Source organism: Collimonas sp. (assembly GCF_035566375.1).
GTDB lineage: Bacteria > Pseudomonadota > Gammaproteobacteria > Burkholderiales > Burkholderiaceae_D > Collimonas.
The window spans coordinates 201,448-223,808 of sequence record NZ_DATMRK010000029.1; the positions used below are offsets into that span (position 1 = coordinate 201,448).

Sequence of the window (22,361 nt, forward strand, 5' to 3'; positions counted from 1 at the left end):
GCAGGCAATGGCAAGCCGCGGCCAGACGCGGGGTGGTGCTTTATTATATTTGTCATTATTTTGTTGTCATATATGCATACCAATAAATCACCATGCATATATGGGGTCTAAGGGAATCTAAGAAGCCGGGGGCGATTAAAACAGGACTCGCATTATCCGTCTTTTTGATTAGATTGGAATTAGAGCTTGCGCAAACAAGCACATTTGCATCCGCCAACCCCGTTTCCGCGTATACCAATGTGATGCAATTTCAAAACCAAAGGAGATGCACTCATGGTTACCCGACGCAATATCATCTTCAGGGCTGGCGCCGCGCTGCTAGCGGGCGGACTGCTGACGAGCCGGAGCCGGCGGGCGATTGCCGCCGAAGTGTTTGAAGTCACGCATACCGATGCCGAATGGAAACAACGCCTGAGTGCGACCCAGTATGCGATTTTGCGGCAGGAAGCGACAGAGCGGCCGTTTTCCAGCCCGCTCGACCATGAAAAACGCGCCGGCACCTTTTTTTGCGCAGGCTGTGACCTGGCCGACTTTTCGTCCAAGAATAAATTTGACAGCGGCACCGGCTGGCCCAGCTTCTGGCAACCGCTGCCGAACGCAGTCGCCACCAGAACTGACACCACGCTCGGCATGAGTCGCACCGAAGTGCATTGCCGCCGTTGCGGTGGCCATCTGGGCCATGTGTTTAACGATGGGCCGAAACCTACCGGCCTGCGTTACTGCATGAACGGCGCGGTGCTGAAATTCAAGCCTGAGGTCTGACTCATCGGCCTTGCTTTATGCTTTATACCCGCCGGGTGCCGGTATCAACGGCCTTGGTCTGACCCGATTCCAGCGTAAAGCCAGCGCCGGAATCGGTGCCCAGCACCTTGACCAGGTACGGCATCAATTCTTTCAGCATCGGTTCCAGCGTCCACGGCGGGTTGATCACAAACATGCCGCTGCTATGCAAACCGAAACCATCCGGCGACGGCGTCCGTACGGTCAGGGTGACATTCAGCCAGCCATTGGCTTTCATGCGCTTGAGCTTATCCGGCATCTGGCGCGATTCCATCCGGTTCAGCAGCGGATACCAGACAGCATAGGTGCCAGTGGAGAAACGCGTGAGCGCATCTTCCAGCGTGTTCTTGACGTGGCGGTAATCCTCTTTCACCTCATACGGCGGGTCGATCAGGACCAGGCCGCGCCGCGACGGCGGCGGCAGCAAGGACTTCAAACCAAGAAAGCCATCGCCCAGCTGAATCATGACGCGCTTGCCGCGGTTGTTGCCACGCTCGCGCTCGGCTTCGAGGCGGCGGAAATTGTCGGTCAGGATCTTGCCGTCGCTGGGGTGCAATTCAAACAGGCGCAAGCGGTCTTGCTCGCGCATGGTGGCGTCGGCGCAATATGGCGAGCCCGGATAAAAACGCAGCCTGCCGTCCGGGTTCAACTGCCGCACCACGTCGACATATTCCGCCACTGCCGGCGGCAAATCCTTGCGATCCCAGAGGCGGCTGATGCCCGTCTCGAACTCGGCGTTTTTCGATGCATAACCGCCATCCAGCGCATACACGCCGGCGCCGGCATGGGTATCGATCACCATGTAGGAGGTGTCTTTTTGGCCCAGGTAACGCAATAACTGGATGGTGACCAAGTGCTTCAGCACATCGGCATGATTGCCCGCATGGAAGGCATGGCGGTAACTCAACATAGGAAACTCTATCGTGGTGAAGTGTGTTGCTACACTTTACAGCTTGCCCGGCGGCTATGCTAAGGATATGTGCCGGGCTGTGTAAAAATGCAATAAGGTCGCTTGCAAACGCTACTGTCTCTAGCATTGCGCCACTGATTCAGCGGCGGCGCGACGGCGACCCGCATTCTAACATCGCAGCAATCGTCGGCGGCATTTGACGAGTTTCATTAGCAAAAGACAACTATTCGCCGGCGGACTGCACTTTCAGCATTTCCTCCGCCACCTTGACGCATGCCTCGATATGGCGATTGCCTATCGCCCGGAACGCAGAGAAACCAATCGCCGCCGCTACCATCTGGCCGGCGATAGGCACCAGCCGCGTAGCGTTCTTGGACACCACTTTGACGCCGCTGCGGGTCAGGATTTTCAGCAGCAGCTCGCGGCTCACCGCCCGCCCCACCAGCGTACTGCCGAGGCCGACGATGGTGCTGTAGGTAGCCACCTTGAGTTTGGGCTGGAGTTTTTCGATCTGCTGCGGCGTCATGCCGAACTCGGCATTGATATCTTCGATCAGGCGCGACAGCAGATGAATATCGATCGCGATATCGACGCCCATGACAGGCAACGCCGAAGCGGCCGCCGACAGCAACGCACGCTGCGCCACCATCTGCCGGCAACGCTGGCGCACCGTGTGTAGCGCATGCTCGGAAGCGGGGATCAGCGCCAGTGCGCTGCTCAGGCTGGCCGACTTGCGTGCAGCCAGCCGATTGCGTAGGCGATTAAGCATCACGTTGCCGCTCCTCAGAGTTGATATCGATATTCTACGCGTGCAGCTCTTGTGCACGATCCAGCCGGAAGTACGCATCCAGTAAGGATGTCTTGTAGACCGCGCCCAGCAACTCCGGGTCGTCATGGCTACGCACCACCGGCAACCGTTCGCCCTGATGATCGAGAAACGACTGCAAGGCCTCGCCCAGGGACATCTCGGGCGTCACCACATGCAGGAACTCACGCCGCACAAAATCCGCCGCTACCTTCTCTTGCGTATTGCTCTTCTCCAGCAGGCAGGAGGTAATGTCTTGCAGCGCCACCACGCCGCAATAGCGATTGCGCTGATCGATGATGTAAATGTATTTCACCGGATACTTCAAAAACAGGCCGCTGATTTCGGCGAACGGCGCCGTCAGCGGCAGCACTGTCTCAGCCGGCCGGATCAGTTCGCTCATGTGGATGCCGCGCAAGCGCACCCGCTCTTGCGCATCGCGATTGCGCTTGAGCGTGATGTCGTACATGGAAGCGCCATTGATGCTGCGCGCAATAAAATAAGCCACCACGCAGGACAGCATCAGCGGCAGCACTACCTGATAACTCAAGGTCATCTCGAAAATCATCAGGATCGCCATCAACGGTGCACTGGTGGCCGCCGCCAGGAATGCGCCCATGCCCACCATCGCATAGGCAAACGGCCCCGAGGTAGTGCCCGGCAACACGGCGTGCAGCGCCAGTCCAAACAGATAACCGATGGCGGCGCCGACAAACAAGGTCGGCGTAAAGATGCCGCCGACCGCACCGGAGCCGGTGGTGACAGCGGTGGCCACTACCTTGAGCACCAGCACCAGCAACACGCTCCACCACAGCCAGGGTGTATGCAGCAAGGAATTGACCACGCTATAGCCGTTGCCCCAGACCTCCGGCATCCAGATCGAAATCATGCCCACCAGCAAGCCGCCCAGGCCGAGCCGTAGCGGCAACGGCAAAGCGCTCTTGGTGAACATTTTTTTGGAGAAGCCCAGCAAACGCAGGAATTGCGGCGCGGCGACGCCGGCCATAATTCCCAGCAAAACAAACCACAGGATCTCGATGCCGGCAAGCGGCGGGAACGGCGGCATCTCGTAGGCTGGATGATAGCCGGGTAATTCGCGCATGGTGATGTTGGCCACCACTGACGCCACCACCACCGGCCCAAAACTTTCCATGACGATTGCGCCCAGCACGATTTCCGTCACGAAAAATGCGCCGGCAATCGGCGCGTTGTAAGCCGAGGTAATCCCGGCCGCCGCACCGCAGGCCACCAGCAAGCGCAAGCGGGCCGGGTTGAAATACGTGAAACGGCCGACCAGCGACGCCGCCAGCGCCGCCAGTTGCACCATAGGGCCTTCACGCCCGATCGAGCCGCCGGAGACCACGGTCGCCAGCGACGCCAAACTACGCAACAAGCTCTGCCGCACCGGAATATTGCCGTCGCCCAGCGCCACTGCCTCCATATAATCCGAGGTAGCGCTGGACGGCATACGCTTGGCCCACAGCAGGATAGCGCCGGCCAGCAGACCGCCCGCCGTCGGTAGCAACAAGCGCATCGACCACGGCAGGCTTTTGGCAATCGCGACAAAACTGCCGCTCTGGCCAGTCAGCAGCAACTGCAAACCGGAGATGCATTCGCGGAACAAGATCGTCGCCAGCGCCCCCAGGAAGCCGACCACCGCTGCCCACAACAGCATCGAATGGCTTTCGGAAAAATGGAAAAGGCGTTGCAGGCGAATCCGGTATCTTAGGAGTGTGCTTCGTAACAGCATAGTGTGTGATGGCAAGAAGATCGTGATTGGAGTGCTGCCGCCGGCGGCGCTTTGGCGGCCAATTAGTTACCGCCAGAGTCGCGTGGCTGCACCATCAGCGTATCGAAATACGCCATGTCCGCCGCGACCGCCGCTTCCGCCCTGCCTTGCATGGCTTGATAACGGGCGATGATCTCATGCCCGATTGCCGTGACTTGCGCACCGCCGCCCTTGGCGCCGCCGGTCGCAGTCGCCACCAGCGGCGACTTGAAGCATTGGTTCATTGCTTCGACCAGCAACCAGGCGCGGCGATACGACATGCCGATCGCACGCGCTGCCGCAGAAATCGAACCGCTTTGATGAATGGCCAGCAGCAGTGCCGCCTTGCCGGGACCGAAGGCGATTACATCGCCCTGCAACACTCTGATCCGAATCGATTTGGAATTTGCCATATGCGGGATTGTAGCAAGGAGGTCAGCCGCGATTCAGATATTTCGTTGACAAGATCGCCCGCTCAATAAGAAACCAGGCAGATTTCACATAGCCCCCGGTGCTTTTTAAAGTTGACCTACGCTGTATCCTGCCATATATTTCGAGTTTGCCATTTGCCGCTCAGGAGATATTGCATGCTGCGTCGCTTTAAACGTCTGGTTCTGGTCAGCGCCCTGCCGCTGTTGCTGTTGACGCCGGCAGTACATGCAGCCGATCTGGTGGTCTCGGCGGCGGCCAGCCTGACCAACGCCTTCAAGGATCTCGGCCAGTCTTTTGAAGCGCAATATCCGGGCACCAAGGTGATCCTCAACTTTGCTGCATCGGATGTCTTGCTGCAGCAAATCATCAAAGGCGCTCCGGCCGATGTATTTGCATCGGCCGACCAGGAGGCCATGAACAAGGCAGAAAGCGAAAAAGCAGTGCTGGCCGCCAGCCGCAAGAATTTTGCGAATAACCAGATCGTGCTGATCGTGCCGGCTGACAGCCAGCTGCACATCCAGCAATTGCAGGACCTGACCCTGCCGGCGGTCAAGCGCATCGCCTACGGCAATCCAGCTTCGGTGCCGGTCGGCCGTTACACTAAAACTGCACTGGAACACGTCAACTTGTGGGATGCGGTTGCCGCCAAAGGCGTGCCGGCGCAAAACGTGCGCCAGAGCCTTGACTACGTGGCGCGCGGCGAAGTCGAAGCCGGGTTTGTTTTTTCCACCGACGCCGCGATCATGCCGGACAAAGTCAAAGTCGCCATACACGTGCCGTCGCAAACCGCGGTCAGCTATCCGATCGCCGTCACCGCCAATACCAAACAAGCTGACATGGCCGCCAAGTTCGTCGCCTATGTGCTGTCGCCGACCGGCCAAGCCACGCTGGCGCGCTACGGTTTCTTGAAACCTTGAAGCTGCGGTGTTATCGTCAGGCTTTATGTTTGCGTACAAGCAAGTTACAAGGTGAATAGAAAGCAGAAACCATGAACAGCGGTGCCTGGGTCGCGCTGTTGCTGTCGTTGAAAGTTGCAGGCTGGGCGACTCTGCTGAACATGCTGTTCGGCGTCGCTGCCGCCTATGGCTTGTCGCGCTGGCGCTCCCCGGCGCGCGATCTGGTCGATGCCGTGCTGACCTTGCCGCTGGTGTTGCCGCCGACGGTGCTCGGCTACTACCTGCTGGTGCTGCTGGGCCGCCGTGGCGTGTTCGGCGCCTGGCTGGAAAAATGGGACATCGAGCTGGTCTTCACCTGGCAAGGCGCGGTGATCGCCGCCACTATCGTCGCCTTTCCGCTGGTTCTCAAATCGGCCCGCGCCGCCTTTGACAATGTCGATGGCCAACTGGAAAACGCCGCCCGCGTGCTGGGCGTTTCGGAAGCCGGCGTGTTCTTCCGCGTCACCTTGCCGTTGGCGTCCAAGGGTATCGCGGCAGGCGTCTTGCTGGCCTTTGCCCGCGCACTCGGCGAATTCGGCGCCACCCTCATGATCGCCGGCAATCTGCCGGGCCGCACCCAGACTTTGTCGGTGGCGATTTATGAAGCGGTGCAAGCCGGCGACGACCAGACCGCCAATCTGCTGGTACTGATTACCTCGGCCACCTGCATCGTGGTGTTGCTGATCGCCGGCCGCCTGCTGCCGAAAAGCCAGCGCCGCAGGCAGCAATCATGAGCATGGAGATCAGCATCCGCAAGCACTTGCAAGCCGGTGATCGTGGCTTCAATCTGGATATCACCTTGCGCACCGGCAGCAACCGGGTAGTGTTGTACGGCCCGTCGGGCGCCGGCAAGAGCCTGACCTTGCAAGCCATCGCCGGCTTGCTGATACCTGACCACGGCATGATACGTCTCAAGCAAAATGTTTTGTTTAATAGCGCCACCGGGATTTGCCTGCCTCCGCAACAACGCAAAGTCGCCTATCTGTTTCAGGACTATGCGCTGTTTCCGCATCTCACCGTGGCGCAGAACGTGGCTTTCGGTTTGCGTAAAGGCAGTTTCAATCTGCGCCGCCCGCACGATCATCCGATGGTAAAAAAATGGCTGGCTTCGTTCGAACTGAGCGCCACCGCCAACAGTTACCCGCATCAGTTGTCGGGCGGCCAGCGGCAGCGCGTGGCGCTGGCCAGGGCACTCGTACTGGAGCCTGATATCTTGCTGCTGGACGAACCGTTTTCCGCGCTCGACCTGAGCTTGCGCGACAAGATGCGGCACGAGCTATCCGAGTTGCAACGGCATCTCGATGTGCCGATGATGGTGATCACCCACGATCCGGCCGACCTGGCCTTGTTGGGCGACGAGATCTTCGAAATCCGCGACGGCAAGATAAACGCATAAGCGACGCATAAGCACGCCCCCCCCGTCAAACCATAAAAAAAGCGCAGAACCCGAATCGGGTCTGCGCTTTTTTCTCAAGCCGAATTCAGCTTAAATGCTGCTTAATCCTGCTTAGAAAATATGACGGATACCGACAGCGACGCCAGTCACGCTATCCTTGCCGACCAGTTCCGACAAGGCGGCATTCTTGGCCTTGTTGTAGTCCACCGTGCCGTAGACCTGAGTCCGCTTGGACAAGGCGTATTCCGCCACGCCGACCAGCGCGTAACGGGTGCCGTCGCCCAGGTTGCCCAGGGTGGCGATAGTGACGTTCTTGCTCTTGTCATAGTAACCAGCTGCGGTCAGTGACCAGGCCGGAGTTGCCTGGAAAGTCGCGCCCAGGAAGTAAGCGTTGTCCTTGCGCTGAACGCCGCCGATGCCGCCTTCGGCAGCAGCCACGCTATTGGAGACGCCGAAAAATGCTGGCGTATTGCCCATGCTGTCCTTGATCTGATAGTAGCCGCCGAACAGCTTGGCCGCACCCAAAGTGTAGGAAACGCTCAGGTTATAGGCAGTATCTTTCCAGTCCGAATTGGTGGGGCTGACGGTTTGCTGAAAACCGCCGCCAATAGCAAACGGGCCAGCAGTATAAGCCAGGGTACCGCCGATCTGGCTGCCTAACCTAACCGATCCGGCCTTCTCGCCTGCCGCATAACTCACACCGGCAGCCAGGCCGCCGAATGTACCGTAGTATTTGAGCATATTCGAATTGCGGACCAAGGTTGCGCCGGCTGGCATCCATGCGTTTTGGTCGTAATTACCGACTGTCAGCGGATCGAAGTGATCAGCCATCAGATCGAACAACGGAGTCTGTTGACGACCCACTGTGAACTGGCCCCAGCTGCCGCTCAAGCCGACGTAAGACTGGCGGCTGAACAACACGCCCGGGCTGGCCATGGCGCCGTTATTGGAGTTGAAGCCATTCTCCAGGCGGAAAATCGCTTTCAGGCCGCCGCCCAGGTCTTCACTGCCTTTGAAACCGATACGACTGTTGGAAATTGCGCCATTCGTGACTATGAAGTTCTTTTGTCCGGCCGCGTTGTCGCTGCTGAGATAGCGAATGCTGGTATCGACAATGCCGTATATCGTGACATTGGTTTGTGCCATCGCGCTGCTGCTGATCACCCCTGCCGCCGCTGCCAATAACAAAGTAGTTTTTTTCATGCATGTCTCCATAGATTGAACATTTTTAGATTTTTTAACGACAGCATTACACCGTCGCTTTACCGCCACTGCTACTACTCTTTACGCTGCCATTTCAGCGTTGCCCGGGGTAAAGCTGTGCGGCCATCATAGCAGGACAGCGTTACCCCAAGACATGTTGTTGCTAAAACCCAACTGTCTTTATTCGGATTTCAATACCCCGCGCCGGATCTGATCCCGTTCTATCGACTCAAACAGCGCCTTGAAATTGCCTTCGCCAAAACCTTCATCGCCTTTACGCTGGATAAACTCAAAAAACACCGGGCCCAGCGTGGTTGCTGAAAAGATCTGCAACAGCAGGCGTTGGCCCTGGTCGTCCGAAACGCCATCCAGCAGGATGCCGCGGGTTTGCAGTTCGGCAGTCGGCTCGCCGTGGTTAGGCAAGCGCCCTTCCAGCATTTCGTAATAGGTGGCCGGCGGCGCCGTCATGAATGGCGTGCCCATCTTTTTCAAGGCATCCCAGGTTTTTACCAGGTTGTCAGTTTGCAAAGCTATGTGCTGAATCCCTTCGCCGTTGAACTGCATCAGGAATTCCTCGATCTGGCCCGAGCCTTTGGATGACTCTTCATTCAAAGGAATGCGGATCTTGCCATCCGGCGCGCTCATCGCCTTGGAGGTCAGCCCGGTGTACTCACCCTTGATGTCGAAATAACGGACTTCGCGGAAATTGAACAGTCGCTCATAGAATGCAGCCCAGTGCGCCATGCGGCCGCGATACACGTTGTGGGTCAGGTGATCGATGGTCTTCAGGCCGGCGCCGACGGGATTGCGGTCGACCCCTTCGATGAATTCAAAATCGATGTCATAGATCGATTTGCCAGGAGTGAAACGATCGATCAGATACAGCGGTGCGCCGCCGATACCTTTGATCGCCGGCAAACGCAGCTCCATCACGCCGGTGGTAATTTCCATCGGTTCGGCGCCACGCTCAAGCGCGCGCTGGTAAGCCAGGTGCGCGTCATGGACCCGAAACGCCATGCCGCAGGCCGACGGGCCATGCTCTTTGGCAAAGTAATAGGCGGGGCTTTTCGGCTCATAGTTGATGATGAAATTGATATCGCCCTGGCGATACAAGGTCACATCCTTGGAACGGTGACGCGCAACCTTGACGAAGCCCATGGCTTCGAAGGCCGGCTCCAGCACGTTTGGGGCTGGCGCGGCGAACTCGACAAATTCAAAGCCGCACAGGCCCATTGGGTTTTCAAAAAGGTCGGACATGAGGCGCTCCTAAATATAAAGTCTGGTGGACTGGGTCAAATCGGATCAGTTGTGGGTAACAACCGGCTCCTGGGTTCCTGGGGTAATCAATTGTTGCAGGGCGATTTCAAAAGCCACTTTTGCGATGCCAGTATGGCTGGTGGAATGGCTGTGGCATTTTTCCAGGGCTGCGGCCACGGTCGCCGAGACGTCGCCGAAAATGGCTTCATCCGAGATTTCAACCTCGCTCTGCATCAAGAAAGCAAAAGCGCGCGCCATGCCGCAGTTAGCAACAAAATCAGGTATCACAGCGATTCGATTATCGGCATATTCATAGATCGGGCCATAGAAAATATCGCTGTCGGCAAACGGCACATTGGCGCCGCTGGAAACCACCTGGAGGCCATTGGCGATCATCTGATCCACCTGCTCCTGCTTGACCAGGCGCGAGCCGGCGCATGGCAGGAAAATATCGGCGCCGACGCTCCAGATGGCGGCATTGCAAGCCTCGAAGGACAGCATGTTGTCGGCGATCAGCTGATTGCCCTGCTTGGCTAGGAACAAGGCGTGCACCTCTTCGTAGCTAAAGCCGTCGGCGTTGATCAGGCCGCCGTTGCGGTCGATGATGCCGACCACGCGCGCACCGGCCTTGGATAGATAATACGCCGCCGTCGAACCGACATTGCCCCAACCCTGCACGATCACGCGCTTGCCTGCTACGCTGCCGCCGTACAGCCGGTAGTAATGCAATACGGATTCCGCCACGCCCCAGCCGGTGATCAAATCCGCCACCAGGTATTTGCGGCTGGCGGCTGGCGTGTAGCGGCTATCTTCCACCACCTTGGCCACGCCCATCCGCAACTGCCCGACTTTCTGGATTCGTTCGCTGTCGCTAGGCTGGAAATGGCCGTTGACAATTCCTTCCTGCGGATGCCACAAACCATAGCGCTCGGTCATCGGAATCACTTCATGGACTTCGTCGACATTCAGATCGCCGCCGGTGCCGTAATAGGTTTTCAGCAAAGGCGTGACCGCCTTGTACCAACGGCTCAGCACGCCATCCTTGCGCGGATCGGCAGGATCGAAATCGATGCCCGACTTGGCGCCGCCGATGGCCGGGCCGGAGACGGTGAACTTGACTTCCATGGTCTTCGCCAGCGATTCCACTTCGCGCCGGTCAAGGCCGCTGCGCATGCGCGTGCCGCCGCCGGCCGCGCCACCGCGCAAGGAATTGATGACAATCCAGCCGCGTGCAGGGGTTTCTGCGTCATGCCATTCAAAAACGATTTCCGGCGCCTTGCTTTCAAACGCATTCAGTAAAGCCTTCATACTTCTCCTTGATATTTCTGTGGTTACGACAACGCTGTCGGCTTGCTCAAGTAATGCTTAACCAAGCAATACCTATCCAAGCAACAACTTGTCGTCGTCAATTTTTTCGCCGCGCGTGGTTTCAAACATTCTCAGCAGATCCGGCACGTCCAGACCGCGCCGCTGCTCGCCATGCACATCCAGGATTACCTTGCCCTCATGCAGCATCACGGTGCGCGTGCCGTAGTCCAGCGCCTGCCGCATGCTATGCGTCACCATCATCGCCGTCAGCTGGCTGGATTCAACGATCTTGGCTGTCAGCGCCAGGATGAAGGCGGCGGTTTTCGGGTCCAGCGCAGCGGTATGCTCGTCCAGCAGCAGGATGCGCGATGGCTGCAGCGAAGCCATCAACAGGCTGACTGCCTGGCGCTGGCCGCCGGACAGCAAACCCATGCGGTCGGACAAACGATTTTCCAGGCCCAGATTAAGAATGCTGAGCTTGTCGCGGAACAGTTCGCGCAGCTTGCTGTTCAAGGAAAAACGCAGGCCGCGTGCGCTGCCGCGCTTCCACGCCAGCGCCATGTTTTCTTCAATCGTCAGGCTTTCGCAGGTGCCCGCCATCGGGTCTTGGAATACCCGCGCCACCAGATCGGCACGCTGCCAGCTGGAACGCCGGGTGGCGTCGACACCGTCAATCTTGATGCAGCCGCTATCCACCATCAGATCGCCGCTGACGGCGTTCAACATGGTCGACTTGCCGGCGCCGTTGGAACCGATCACCGTCACAAACTGCCCTGACGGGATCTCCAGCGAGAGGCCGCGCAACACCTTGTTTTCGATCGGCGTGCCGGGATTGAAAGTAATTTCCAGATTATTCAGTTGCAACATCAGTTTTCCCCTTCCCGGGTGGCCGGCAAAACACCGTTGCCTGATGGCTTCAGTTTCGGATTGCCGCGCATGCGGCCGAAGCTGCGCTTGAAGTTAGGTATCAACAACGCAAATCCGACCAGCGCGGCAGTCACCAGATTCAGATCCTGCGCCTTGAGTCCGATGAAATCCATATCCAGCGCCAGCGCAATGAAGAAGCGATACAGCACGGCGCCGAAGATGCAGGCTGCAGTGGTAATCACCAGGCTGCGTGCCGGCACCACGGTTTCACCGATGATCACCGCAGCGAGTCCGATCACGATGGTGCCTATGCCCATCGAGATATCGGCGCCGCCCTGGGTCTGTACAAACAACGCACCGGCCAACGCCACCAGCGCGTTGGAAATCGCCAGGCCCCAGACAGTCTGGCGGTTGGTGGAAATGCCTTGAGCGCGCGCCATACGCGCATTGGCGCCAGTGGCGCGCATCGACAACCCGGTCTCGGAAGCAAAGAAGGCATCCAGCAAGAGCTTGGCAATCAGCACGATCACTGCCATCACCAAAGGCTGCACCCAATAATCCGGCAGATCGCCAACGTGAATCATGCTGAACACCGTCGGCTCGCTGATCAGCGCCACGTTAGGTTTGCCCATGATGCGCAGGTTGACTGAATACAGTGCGATCATCACCAGAATGCTGGCCAGCAATTGCATGATCTTCAGATACACGTTCAAACAGGCTGTCACGCAGCCCGCCAGGCCGCCGGCCAGCAGCGCGACGAAGGTGGCCAGGAAGGGATTCCAGCCAGAGACAATCAAGGTTGCGGCGACTGCGCCGCCAAGAGGAAAACTGCCGTCGACCGTCAGATCGGGGAAATTGACGACACGGAAAGACAAGAACACGCCAAGCGCGACCAGGCCGAAAATCAGGCCGATCTCGATGGCGCCAAGCGAAGCGATGAGCGACATAAACTTCCTTAAATAAGCTCGGAACCGCCCAGCCAGACAAGCGGCAGGCGGTTCACCAACAAAACAGAATCAACAGCGATGCAATGTACGAACGATGCGGATGGCCGCAACAGCCACCCGCGCGCATCTTATTGTTCGACCACCTTGGCCGACTTGATCAGTTCAGGCGACAAGGTCAGTCCCTGTTTCAGGGCAGCTTTAGGATTCACGTAGAGTTCAAATGTCGTGCTGGTTTGCGAGGCGATTTTGCCAGCCGCTTCACCCTTCAGAATGCGCACCACAATCTTGCCGGTTTGACGGCCGAGATCGTAATAGTTCAAACCGATGGCAGCTGCCGCACCGCGTTTTACCGCGCCGGTATCGGCGGCGACCACCGGCAGCTTGGCTTGCTCGGCAACCCTGACGATGCCCTCTAACGCCGACATGACGTTGTTATCGGTAGGCGCGTAGATCACATCGGCCTTGCCTATCAGGCTTTGGGCAGCGCCAGGGATATCGACGGTGCGGGCGGCAGCGGCTTCAACCAGGGTCAGGTCGGTGCCGGCCAGCAGCTTCTTGAGGGATTCGACGATGGACACCGAGTTCGCTTCGCCCGGGCTATAGATGACGCCAATGCGCTTGGCCTTCGGCGCGACCTGGCGGATCAGTTCGATCTGCTTGGCCAATGGCGACATGTCGGAAACGCCGGTGACATTGGTGCCGGAGGCATCCCAGCTCTTCACCAGCTTGGCGGCTACCGGATCGGTAACCGCGGCGTACACGATGGGCACCGTCTTGGTAGCGGCTACCAGCGCCTGTGCCGAAGGGGTCGCAATCGCCACCGCGACATCCGGCTGGCTGCCGGCATACTTGCGCGCGATCTGCGCCGCCGTGCCGTTATTGCCTTGCGCGCTTTGGTATTCGAACTTCAGGTTTTTGCCGGCCTCGTAACCGGCGGCCTTCAACTCATCCTTGACACCGTCGCGCACAGCGTCCAGCGCAGGATGTTCAACGATCGCCGTGACGACCACGGTTTTGTCAGCGGCATAGGCAGCCGAAGCGGATACGCCCGCCAGGCTGAGCAGGACTACAGATGCGATAGCTGAACGTAAGAAAGGAAATTTCATGAATTTGTCTCCAGATTGATCTGTTTTGATTGCCGGGAATCGGCTTCTTTATATTACGGCAAGAAATATTTCCCTGCCGCTACAGATTTTATATAAACCCGGAATCGGCAGTCAGGCAGGCCTGATTGCACACTTGCCGCCACCCAACTGCGACTCCAGCTTCGAAAAAAGTATAGCTTTTAACGCTGAAAATTGGTTTGCGACTTGAGCCCGATTTTTAATCGCTTATGAAATATAATTTCGGCGTAAATCAATAAATCGAGAATAAATTGCACAAAATCGACATCGATCAAATCGACCGCAAAATCTTGACTTTCTTGCAGCAGAACGGCCGTGCATCCAATCTGGAACTGGCGGAAGCGGTCAATTTGTCGGCGCCGCAATGTCATCGCCGCCATCGCAGACTGGAGCAAGCGGGCTTCATTGTCGGCTATGAAACCAGGCTGAGCCCGGCCAGCCTGGGTTTGAACGTGATTGCCTTTGTCCACGTATCGATGGAGAAAGGTCATATCAACGATTTGTCCGGCTTCAAAATCGCCATCAACGAATGGCCGCAGATTCTGGAGTGTTATTCAATCACGGGCGATTTCGATTACGTGCTCAAGGTTACCGCGCACGATTTGAAAGAACTGTCGGATTTTCTGATGGAAAAACTGATGCGCATGCGCGGCGTCAGCGGCGTGCGTTCCAGCGTCTGCCTGGATGAAATCAAGGCAACCAATATGCTGCCGTTGCCGGCCGCATAAATTCCGGGTCAAATAAAAAAGCCGCATCCTTGTGGGATGCGGCTTCCTGAATCACTGGCGAGATAGCACCGGCATTCAATCAACTTTCATACGGCAGATCAGGCAACCTTGGATTCGAAGAATTGTTCATCTTCGGTCGACCCGTGCAAAGCTGTAGTCGACGACTGACCTTGCTGGATAGCCTGGGTCACTGCATCGAAATAACCGGTGCCGACTTCGCGCTGATGCTTGACCGCAGTGAAGCCCTTGTCGGCAGCAGCGAATTCGGCCTCTTGCAGTTCGACGAAAGCCGACATCTGGTTGCGTGCATAACCGTGCGCCAGGTTGAACATCGAGTAGTTCAATGCATGGAAACCAGCCAGCGTGATGAACTGGAACTTGTAACCCATGGCGCCCAGTTCTTTCTGGAACTTGGCGATAGTGGCGTCGTCCAGGTTCTTTTTCCAGTTGAACGACGGCGAGCAGTTATACGCCAGCATCTTGCCTGGGAACTTGGCATGCACCGCTTCCGCGAATTTCTTGGCGAAAGCCAGGTCCGGCTTGCCGGTTTCACACCACACCAGATCGGCGTAAGGCGAATAGGCCAGTGCGCGCGAGATTGCCTGGTCGATACCTGGACGGGTCTTGTAGAAACCTTCAACGGTGCGCTCGCCGGTCAGGAATGGCTTGTCGTTGTCATCGACGTCGGAAGTCAGCAAATCGGCAGCTTCCGCATCGGTGCGAGCGATCACCAGGGTCGATGTGCCGGAAACGTCGGCAGCCAGACGTGCGGCGTTCAGCTTTTCGACTGCTTCACGGCTTGGCACCAGCACCTTGCCGCCCATGTGGCCGCACTTCTTGACGGATGCCAGTTGATCTTCGAAGTGAACGCCGGCAGCGCCGGCATCGATCATCGATTTCATCAGTTCGTAGGCATTCAGCACGCCGCCGAAACCGGCTTCAGCATCCGCCACGATAGGGGCGAAAAAGTCGATATCGTTTTTGCCTTCCGACCATTGGATCTGGTCGGCACGCTGGAAAGTATTGTTGATGCGCTTGACCACCAGCGGCACCGAGTTGGCTGGATACAGCGATTGGTCAGGATACATTTCGCCGGCCAGGTTGGCGTCGCCGGCAACTTGCCAGCCCGACAGATAGATCGCTTTCAAGCCAGCCTTGACTTGCTGCATCGCTTGATTGCCGGTCAGCGCGCCGAGGGCGTTGACGAAGGGCTCATCGTGAACCAGATTCCACAGTTTTTCGGCGCCGCGCTTTGCCAGCGTATGTTCGATCTGTACCGAACCGCGCAACCGGACCACGTCTTCCGCCGAATAATTGCGGGTAACGCCTTTCCAGCGTGGATTCTCAGCCCAGTCCTTGGCCAATGCTGCTACTTGCTGTTCACGTGTAGTCATCGTCGTTCTCCTGTTAAAAACAAAAAGTGAAATCAAATTCGATGACTAAATAGTAGGCTTATCTGTGCGCGGCAACAATGTCTTATATAAGACATATAAGTATTTTTATTTCGTTTAAATTCAATAACTTAACTTTCAATTTTCGCGATGTGGAATAAAATCCCTGAGAGTGAAATATGAAAATGGTGCTTCGCATTTTCATATTTCATATTATGAAACGCAAATTCCGCATCCTGAAATATCGCGATCGGAGACCGGGAAGCACACTCCCCGGCCTCGCACCTGGTGCACTTTTGGCACACTTAGAACGATTTTGTCATCGACAGATAGAAACCGCGCCGCTGCCCAAACTGCGGTGCGCCGACGCCAATGCCGGAACCGTCGCGAATTTCGTAGACCTTGTCGAACAGATTGATGACGCTTAAGCGCGTAGTGAACTTGCCGATCGGACTATCCTTGAATACATGGCTGGCGCCCAGGTTGACCTCGGTATACGCAGGCAAGTGATCGGTATTGGCGAAGCCGCTGCGCAAGCCGCTGCCGAACAGCGCATCCGCGGTCAGCGTCGTGCCCTGCCACAGATAGGAGACGCCGGTCGACGCGGTGATGGCCTGGTCATGATCCAGGTGCACCCAGTGGTTGGAGATGTAATCGAGCTTATCCTGTGAGAAGTTGTACTGGCCGGACACGATATTTTTTCCCAGCGCCGTGGCGCGCGCCAGATTCAGATAGGCGCCCAGGTCGCCATTGCGATAGTTCAAGGTCAGCTCCAGCCCATAAACCTTGCCCTGTGCATAGTTAAACGGTGTGAACAGCAGGGCCGATCCGAACTGTCCTTCGTCCAGCAGGTTTGTTACTTTCTTGTAGTAGCCGTCCAGCCCCAAGGTCAGGTGCTGCGTCAATTGATGATTGACGCCCAGATCGAAATAATTCGCACGTTCGGCCTGCACCGGGTCGTTCTGGCTGCTGGCGGAAGCATTGGTGGTGCCGTTGAAGCTGGCAATGGTGCTGGAGCCGATCAGCTCGCTGGCAGGCGGCGTGAAGTATCTGGCGTAACCGGCGTGGAAGGTGGTCCGCGGTGTCATCTGGTACACCACGCCGATGCGTGGGCTGAACTGGCTGGCAGTGACATAGGCGTTGATCCAGTCGGCGCGGGCGCCGTAGTTCACGGTCACTTTATCGTTCAGCTTCCATTCGTCTTGCAGATACAAGCCGGTCTGGTTGGTGGTCTTCTGGTTGCGGTCAGACAGCGCGATCGGCTGCGTAGATAGCTGGGCGCCGCTGTCATCGGCGGGGAAAGTCAGGGAGTCGCTGCTGTTCTTCAGGTTCTCTCGCGTGTAATTGATACCGGCGCGTATTGTATGGCTGGCGTTCAGGCGATAACTGCCGTCGGCCTGCAAGCCGTTCGCCAGGCCGGTCCGCAATACGCGGGAGGCAACGCCGGTATACAACAGATCGCCGACCTGGTCCGGCTCGAACAGCACTTTCGTATAACGGCTGAACGCCGCCACCTGGTAATCGATGTCGGAGCCGATTTTTCCTTGCAGGGCAAGAATCCCGTAGCGATTGGTTTCGCGCTGCCGTTCATTGACGTTAGCCGACGGAAAATCGGTCACGCCGTCGAGCTGGAAGCTCGGCGTCTGGCCGGGGCGGTTCGGGATCTGGAAGCGGCCGTCCGAATTGCCCAGGATCAGGCTGACGCGCGTATCAGGATCGAGCAAATAGGAAAAATAACCAAAGGCCTTGTTTTGCAAAGTCCGGTCGTGTAAAGCGTTACGCGTGCCGACCGGATTTTCTATGCCCAGATTGTTGGCATCGAAAGAACCGTTGATGTAATAACTGAAGGAGTCGGTGCTGCCGCTGACGTCGCCGCTGACCTGGCGCGTATTGTTGCTGCCGATCTGCACGCCGATATCGCCGCCATTGGCCAGCTCGCCGGTCTTGGTATGGATATCGACCACACCTGCGGTCCGATAGCCGTATTGCGCCGGCAAGGCGCCGGTGAGGACGCTGACGCTGTCGACAAAGCGGGTATCCAGGGTCTGGCCGAAACCGGAAATGCTTTCCGGCAGGATGATGCCGTTCAACCGGTATTGCAAGTTGGCGTGGTCGCCGCGCACATGCAACTGACCGAAGGAATCCTGGGCCACGCCGGGGGCGCGCAGCAACACTTCATTGAACGCCGTGTCCTCGCCCTGCGGCATGGCGGCGATTTCCTTGCGGCCGATGCGATAAATGCTGCTGCCGGTTTCTACCTGTATCCCGTTCCTGGCGCGATCCAGGCGATCAGCGGTGATGACCACCGTCTTGCCAACCTCGACCGTGCCGGCTTGGCTGGCTTTCAAGGTGATATCGGCAGTTGCACCCGCCTCGTCAGCTACCGTCACGGTGCCGGTTTCGGACTGGAAGGAAGGCTTGCCAACGCTGATGGCGTAGCTGCCGGGAGCAATGCCGCTAAAGACAAAATGCCCCTGCTGATCGCTCCTGGTGCTGCCGACGGCGTTGCCGGTCGCGTCTTTCAAGGCGACGGTGGCGTCAGGCAAAGGATGGCCGAGCGCATCGTGGACGGCGCCGCTGATTTGTTTTGCGGCGGACTGTGCATAAGCGGCCGGGATGGCAACGCCGTAGGCGAGCGCAATCAAAGTAGTTAGTCGTAACAAACGTGTTTTCATTCTCAAACTCCAGCAAGGGGAATAACCCCGCGAATAACCCGACCAGCATTTCCGGAGCGGCGGCAAGCGCCGCCACACGAGCGGGAAATGGCATGCAAACAGCTTTAGGGCTGTCCTAAGTCAGACACAAATAGAAAAACAAAACGTCAGACGAGGGAGGTCGGCGGGGCTTGAGAATGGGGAATCAGGTAATGCTTTTGTGCCGGTATAAAGGCATAGGCCTGTTCGACAGCGGTACGGTACGCAAATACCAGCACCGGCGTCAGCACCGGTACCGGGCTGGAGGGGACAGGAGACGGGAAATCGGCAGCCAGATCGCAGCTGACGCAGTCGGACGAAACATCGGCCAGGCTATGGTTGTGGAAAGCCATCCCGACCAGTTGCAATACCAGGATGGCCAGCGCCAGCCACAGCGCAAGCTGCTGCAAACGCAGCCTGAAGCGGCGCCGGGCATGGAAATGCGGTTCGACGATCAGCCGCATGGAAGACACCTGCGGCCCCCGCGGTCCTCGCGGCGGCAAGGCACGGCTATCTTCCGCAAATCTGCAGACGTGTCCGTATCGTGCACTAAGCGTGCTAAGCGCGGCGACGACTGGACGGATCTGATCTGCTGACAATACATGCGGTTTTGGCCTGGTTCTTGTCTCTGGTAAAAATCAAAGACGTCATGCTGCGAGTGTAATCTCGAACCGGTATTGTTTGCAACTTAATTGCAACACAGTTGCATAGTTTAATTTAATATGCAAACTCACTGACGATCGAGCGCCTGCGCACGCATGCGTTCCGCGTCATCGCTAAAGGCCCGGCTGCGCAAGGCCTCGATTTGCCGCTGGCGATCTTCTTTTGCGCTACCGGTCTGTTGCCGGATCTGCTCGGCAGCCTGACGATATTGCACATAACGATCCTGCCAGGCTTGCTCCTCCTGCCCAAGCCGATCGAAGCGCTGCGCCGCCGCCGCGCCAAACTGCTGCGCCATCATGTCACGTTGCGCTTGCCGGCCGCCGCCCTGCTGGCGTAGCAGACGGATGTCGTCAAAACCCTTTTGCACAGGGTCCGCGGCGGCGGAACTCAAAGGCATCTTGGCGCCGCCGCTTAAAGCCATCAGCAGCTGTTGCGATTCCGCATCTTCGTCGCCGTACCAGATTCTTGCCACTGCAACACCCAGCATGTCTTGTCGCAGGCGCGACAGTTGCGAAAACCAGGCCGCGATGCGCTCTGCATCCGGCGCTGCCATCTGGCTGTCGAGCGTCACGACCGGCATGGCCTGGCGCGCCAGCAATGCATCATGGGCCGTCAGATACGCCAGATAAGACTGGGCAAGCCGCTCGGCATCGGCATAGGCAAGCGCCGGCAAGCCGGCTTTCAGATGCGCCAGCAACTGCGCCATGTGTTCAGCCCTGGAACCCGGAAAACCACCCAATAAGTAATAGTCGAACACATCGCGCAAGGCACGGTTAATGCGCAAATGCTGATCGACGCCCACTTCCAGCCCTTGTGGCGGGCTGGTATCAGCCGCAGCCGCGACGTTTGCCGGCGCCGCATCGCTCCACTGGCCGGGACCGAAGCGGCCAGACGCATTTACCTGTGCGTCAGCTTGCGCGCCGCTCGTCAACGCTGCCGGCCCCGTCGAACGGAAGCAGATCAACGCCACAGCAAGCAAGCCGATGACGAGCGCCAGCAGCCCTAGCCCTAACTGCAACCGATTTTTGGCTTGCATCTGGCAAACCTTTATAAACCAGCTGTCTTGAGACGATTGGCCTGAGTCCGTATGGTCACCACCGGATCGGCGCTGAACAAGCCACGCAAACCGAACAACTGATTCGCTCCATCCAGATGATTCCAGCCATACCCCCCCAGTTCGCGGCCGAAGCGTGCGCTGCATACCGACACCGTGCCATCATTGGCGCCGCCGCCCGCGCCTTTGATGATCGCACTGCCCACTAACATCATCGAATCGCCGACGTCAAGAAAATTGGTGAAGGGCTGGTTGCCGGTCCAGGAGTAGAGCAATTGCGTGTTGCCGCTACGGACCTCGGAAACCGCGCCGCTCTGGCTGCTGCAGCTGGCAGGCAAGCCGGCGCTAGGATAACGGCGATTGAAATCGGCGGCGCCGACTGTGGTCAAGGCGTGCAAAGCCGCTAACGGATCTTGCGACTGCAAGTTGCCGGCAAACAAACTCACCAAGGAGCCAAATAGCGAGCTGCCGTCAACCACCAAATTCTTCAGGGCCTGCGGCGTCATATTCACAATATCGTTCACCATATCGGCAACCACCGTTCCCGCATGCGGAGTACCGATGGTAGTGACCGAGGCGACCCATTGCGGTTTGACAGCAGCGGCATAGCGCGAGGTAGTGCCGCCCTGGCTATGCCCGATCAGATTGACTTTAGCGGCGCCGGTGGCGGCCAGTACGCTGCCGATCTGCTTCAGCAACTCTTCACCGGACTGTTCGTTGCTGTTAAAGGCTGCGACGTTAGCAACATAGACAGTGGCGCCGTTGGCGCGCAGATCGCCAGGAATCTGCCACCAGTAGTCGAGTAGGCCAAAGTATTTGGAAGTACCGGTCAATCCGTGCACCAGCACGATCGGGTATTTAGTTTGTGCGTAGGCGCTGGAGACCCTGGGCAGGCTGGATTCAGAGGCATGCGCTTGCCCCAGTGTGTAACAACAGCAAAAGACAGAAGCAACTACAATTCGGCGTACCAATTTCATATTCATATTCCGTGATAAGCGGGCGCACTGTCGTGCAGCCCCTGAAAAATTGCCGAATGCTACACAAACAAAATCTCACCCTCAAGCATTATCCTTTTTACATTTAATTATGATGAGCTGCTGCAACAAGCAGCAAACAGGAGAACAAATCGAATGTCCAACCGTGAACAAATCCTGGCGCAATGGCAAGCACAGGAAAGCGCCGTACGCGCCAAACTGGCCGGCCCTGGCGTAGCCTCGCTGGAACAATTGAAGCAATACAGCGGCGTTGAATTTTTACAACGCATCCTGAACGGAGAGTTGCCGGTAGCGCCGATAGCACAAACCCTGGATTTCACCCTGATCGAGGCGGAGCCCGGCCGCGTGGTGTTTCAAGGTACGCCAGACATGCGGCACTACAATCCGATCGGCAGCGTGCACGGCGGTTACTTTTGCACCTTGCTGGATTCGGCGCTCGGTTGCGTGGTGCAATCGATGCTGCCCAAGGGCAGCGGCTATACCACGCTGGAGTTGAAGGTCAATCTGATCCGGGCGCTGACCGATAAAACCGGCCCGGTGCGCGCCATCGGCAAAGCGATCCAGGTCGGCGGCAGGGTCGGTGTGGCGGAAGCCGATATCGTGGATGTCGACGGCAAAATCTATGCACATGCAACTACTACCTGCCTGGTGTTTGCACTACCCTAAAACCAGAAACCGTATTGAACGAGATGCTGACTGGCGAACCAATTCAGCACTAGCGCACTACACTAGTGCACTAGTAAGCGTTGCAGAGCAATTTAACGCACCGCAACGCAGCATAATCCTTCAAAAAAATTAATCAAAAGCTATCGCGCCAGACACCGGCGCGAGCCTTTTATCACCAATTCTCTTTTTTAAATAGCTGTCATTTTTTATAGCTAGCAAAGCAGAAATCGACAAGATATATTAATTTCCGCTTGGAAATATTCGATTGCCTGCATCATCGCAAATATCATCCATCGCATTGCAACAAAATTGACCCGCAAAACTAGCGTTTGACTAGCGTTTGTGCGGATCGACGGGTGCATTAACGCGAACAGGTTATCCATATTTCCCCCGCATCAGAGGGTGAGCCATGCATTCATCCCGTGCCATGAACCCGTTG

At 57.4% G+C, this 22,361-nt stretch carries 21 protein-coding genes; 6 read left to right on the top strand and 15 right to left on the bottom strand.

The genetic code is table 11. The features are described from left to right. Positions 1 to 273: 273 nt before the first annotated feature. Positions 274 to 762 carry a peptide-methionine (R)-S-oxide reductase MsrB gene (msrB, locus tag VNZ60_RS09030; protein WP_325658265.1) on the top strand — a complete coding sequence of 163 codons (489 nt, stop codon included), beginning with the start codon at positions 274 to 276 and terminating at the stop codon, positions 760 to 762. A gap of 22 nt (positions 763 to 784) precedes the next feature. On the opposite strand, the gene VNZ60_RS09035 is transcribed toward msrB, so the two are convergent. The 4 genes from VNZ60_RS09035 to VNZ60_RS09050 all read right to left on the bottom strand — a co-directional run bounded on the left by VNZ60_RS09035 (position 785) and on the right by VNZ60_RS09050 (position 4,676). Next, on the bottom strand, positions 785 to 1,690 hold the full coding sequence (locus tag VNZ60_RS09035) for a 23S rRNA (adenine(2030)-N(6))-methyltransferase RlmJ (RefSeq protein WP_325658267.1): 906 nt from the start codon (positions 1,688 to 1,690) through the stop codon (positions 785 to 787). 223 nt (positions 1,691 to 1,913) lie between these two features. Further along, positions 1,914 to 2,459, bottom strand: a complete 546-nt coding sequence (locus VNZ60_RS09040) for a hypothetical protein (RefSeq protein ID WP_325658269.1) — start codon at positions 2,457 to 2,459, stop codon at positions 1,914 to 1,916. 34 nt (positions 2,460 to 2,493) lie between these two features. After that, on the bottom strand, positions 2,494 to 4,245 hold the full coding sequence (locus VNZ60_RS09045) for a ClcB-like voltage-gated chloride channel protein (protein ID WP_325658271.1): 1,752 nt from the start codon (positions 4,243 to 4,245) through the stop codon (positions 2,494 to 2,496). A gap of 62 nt (positions 4,246 to 4,307) precedes the next feature. Continuing rightward, positions 4,308 to 4,676, bottom strand: coding sequence for a winged helix-turn-helix domain-containing protein (locus VNZ60_RS09050; protein ID WP_325658273.1), 369 nt, complete (start codon positions 4,674 to 4,676; stop codon positions 4,308 to 4,310). A gap of 174 nt (positions 4,677 to 4,850) precedes the next feature. Between VNZ60_RS09050 and modA the strand changes: the two genes are divergently transcribed. From modA to VNZ60_RS09065, 3 genes are all read left to right on the top strand, one after another. Continuing rightward, positions 4,851 to 5,612, top strand: coding sequence for a molybdate ABC transporter substrate-binding protein (modA, locus tag VNZ60_RS09055; protein ID WP_325658274.1), 762 nt, complete (start codon positions 4,851 to 4,853; stop codon positions 5,610 to 5,612). A gap of 71 nt (positions 5,613 to 5,683) precedes the next feature. Continuing rightward, positions 5,684 to 6,364, top strand: a complete 681-nt coding sequence (gene modB / locus VNZ60_RS09060) for a molybdate ABC transporter permease subunit (RefSeq protein WP_325658276.1) — start codon at positions 5,684 to 5,686, stop codon at positions 6,362 to 6,364. Further along, positions 6,361 to 7,026 (top strand): ABC transporter ATP-binding protein, encoded by a 666-nt coding sequence (locus VNZ60_RS09065; protein WP_325658278.1) that lies wholly within the window; start codon positions 6,361 to 6,363, stop codon positions 7,024 to 7,026. The genes modB and VNZ60_RS09065 overlap by 4 nt, the downstream gene beginning before the upstream one ends. 111 nt (positions 7,027 to 7,137) lie before the next feature. On the opposite strand, the gene VNZ60_RS09070 is transcribed toward VNZ60_RS09065, so the two are convergent. The 6 genes from VNZ60_RS09070 to VNZ60_RS09095 all read right to left on the bottom strand — a co-directional run bounded on the left by VNZ60_RS09070 (position 7,138) and on the right by VNZ60_RS09095 (position 13,714). Then, on the bottom strand, positions 7,138 to 8,229 hold the full coding sequence (locus VNZ60_RS09070) for a porin (RefSeq protein WP_325658280.1): 1,092 nt from the start codon (positions 8,227 to 8,229) through the stop codon (positions 7,138 to 7,140). Between the two features lie 180 nt (positions 8,230 to 8,409). After that, positions 8,410 to 9,486 carry a 4-hydroxyphenylpyruvate dioxygenase gene (gene hppD, locus VNZ60_RS09075; protein WP_325658282.1) on the bottom strand — a complete coding sequence of 359 codons (1,077 nt, stop codon included), beginning with the start codon at positions 9,484 to 9,486 and terminating at the stop codon, positions 8,410 to 8,412. A 45-nt stretch (positions 9,487 to 9,531) separates the two neighbouring features. Beyond that, complete coding sequence (locus VNZ60_RS09080) at positions 9,532 to 10,794, bottom strand: Glu/Leu/Phe/Val dehydrogenase dimerization domain-containing protein (protein ID WP_325658283.1); 1,263 nt, start codon at positions 10,792 to 10,794, stop codon at positions 9,532 to 9,534. Positions 10,795 to 10,866: 72 nt separating this feature from the next. Continuing rightward, positions 10,867 to 11,661 (bottom strand): ABC transporter ATP-binding protein, encoded by a 795-nt coding sequence (locus VNZ60_RS09085; RefSeq protein ID WP_325658284.1) that lies wholly within the window; start codon positions 11,659 to 11,661, stop codon positions 10,867 to 10,869. After that, positions 11,661 to 12,608, bottom strand: a complete 948-nt coding sequence (locus VNZ60_RS09090) for an ABC transporter permease (protein WP_325658286.1) — start codon at positions 12,606 to 12,608, stop codon at positions 11,661 to 11,663. The genes VNZ60_RS09085 and VNZ60_RS09090 overlap by 1 nt, the downstream gene beginning before the upstream one ends. Before the next feature lie 128 nt (positions 12,609 to 12,736). Continuing rightward, the gene (locus VNZ60_RS09095; RefSeq protein ID WP_325658288.1) at positions 12,737 to 13,714 is read right to left on the bottom strand and encodes an ABC transporter substrate-binding protein; all 978 of its coding nucleotides are present in this window, start codon (positions 13,712 to 13,714) and stop codon (positions 12,737 to 12,739) included. 269 nt (positions 13,715 to 13,983) lie between these two features. On the opposite strand from VNZ60_RS09095, the gene VNZ60_RS09100 reads away from it, so the two are divergent. Further along, on the top strand, positions 13,984 to 14,460 hold the full coding sequence (locus VNZ60_RS09100) for an Lrp/AsnC family transcriptional regulator (protein WP_325658290.1): 477 nt from the start codon (positions 13,984 to 13,986) through the stop codon (positions 14,458 to 14,460). A 98-nt stretch (positions 14,461 to 14,558) separates the two neighbouring features. On the opposite strand, the gene aceA is transcribed toward VNZ60_RS09100, so the two are convergent. From aceA to VNZ60_RS09125, 5 genes are all read right to left on the bottom strand, one after another. Beyond that, a complete protein-coding gene (gene aceA, locus VNZ60_RS09105; protein ID WP_211461921.1) occupies positions 14,559 to 15,854 on the bottom strand; it encodes an isocitrate lyase in 1,296 nt (431 codons plus the stop codon). 302 nt (positions 15,855 to 16,156) lie between these two features. Next, on the bottom strand, positions 16,157 to 18,526 hold the full coding sequence (locus VNZ60_RS09110) for a TonB-dependent receptor (RefSeq protein WP_325658294.1): 2,370 nt from the start codon (positions 18,524 to 18,526) through the stop codon (positions 16,157 to 16,159). 146 nt (positions 18,527 to 18,672) lie between these two features. Beyond that, positions 18,673 to 19,008, bottom strand: coding sequence for a hypothetical protein (locus VNZ60_RS09115; RefSeq protein WP_325658296.1), 336 nt, complete (start codon positions 19,006 to 19,008; stop codon positions 18,673 to 18,675). Between the two features lie 266 nt (positions 19,009 to 19,274). Continuing rightward, positions 19,275 to 20,243 (bottom strand): lipase secretion chaperone, encoded by a 969-nt coding sequence (locus tag VNZ60_RS09120; RefSeq protein WP_325658298.1) that lies wholly within the window; start codon positions 20,241 to 20,243, stop codon positions 19,275 to 19,277. A gap of 11 nt (positions 20,244 to 20,254) precedes the next feature. Beyond that, positions 20,255 to 21,244: an esterase/lipase family protein gene (locus VNZ60_RS09125; RefSeq protein ID WP_414648801.1), complete on the bottom strand. Its 990-nt coding sequence runs from the start codon at positions 21,242 to 21,244 to the stop codon at positions 20,255 to 20,257. Between the two features lie 147 nt (positions 21,245 to 21,391). Between VNZ60_RS09125 and VNZ60_RS09130 the strand changes: the two genes are divergently transcribed. Continuing rightward, complete coding sequence (locus tag VNZ60_RS09130; RefSeq protein ID WP_325658302.1) at positions 21,392 to 21,922, top strand: PaaI family thioesterase; 531 nt, start codon at positions 21,392 to 21,394, stop codon at positions 21,920 to 21,922. Positions 21,923 to 22,361: the final 439 nt, after the last annotated feature.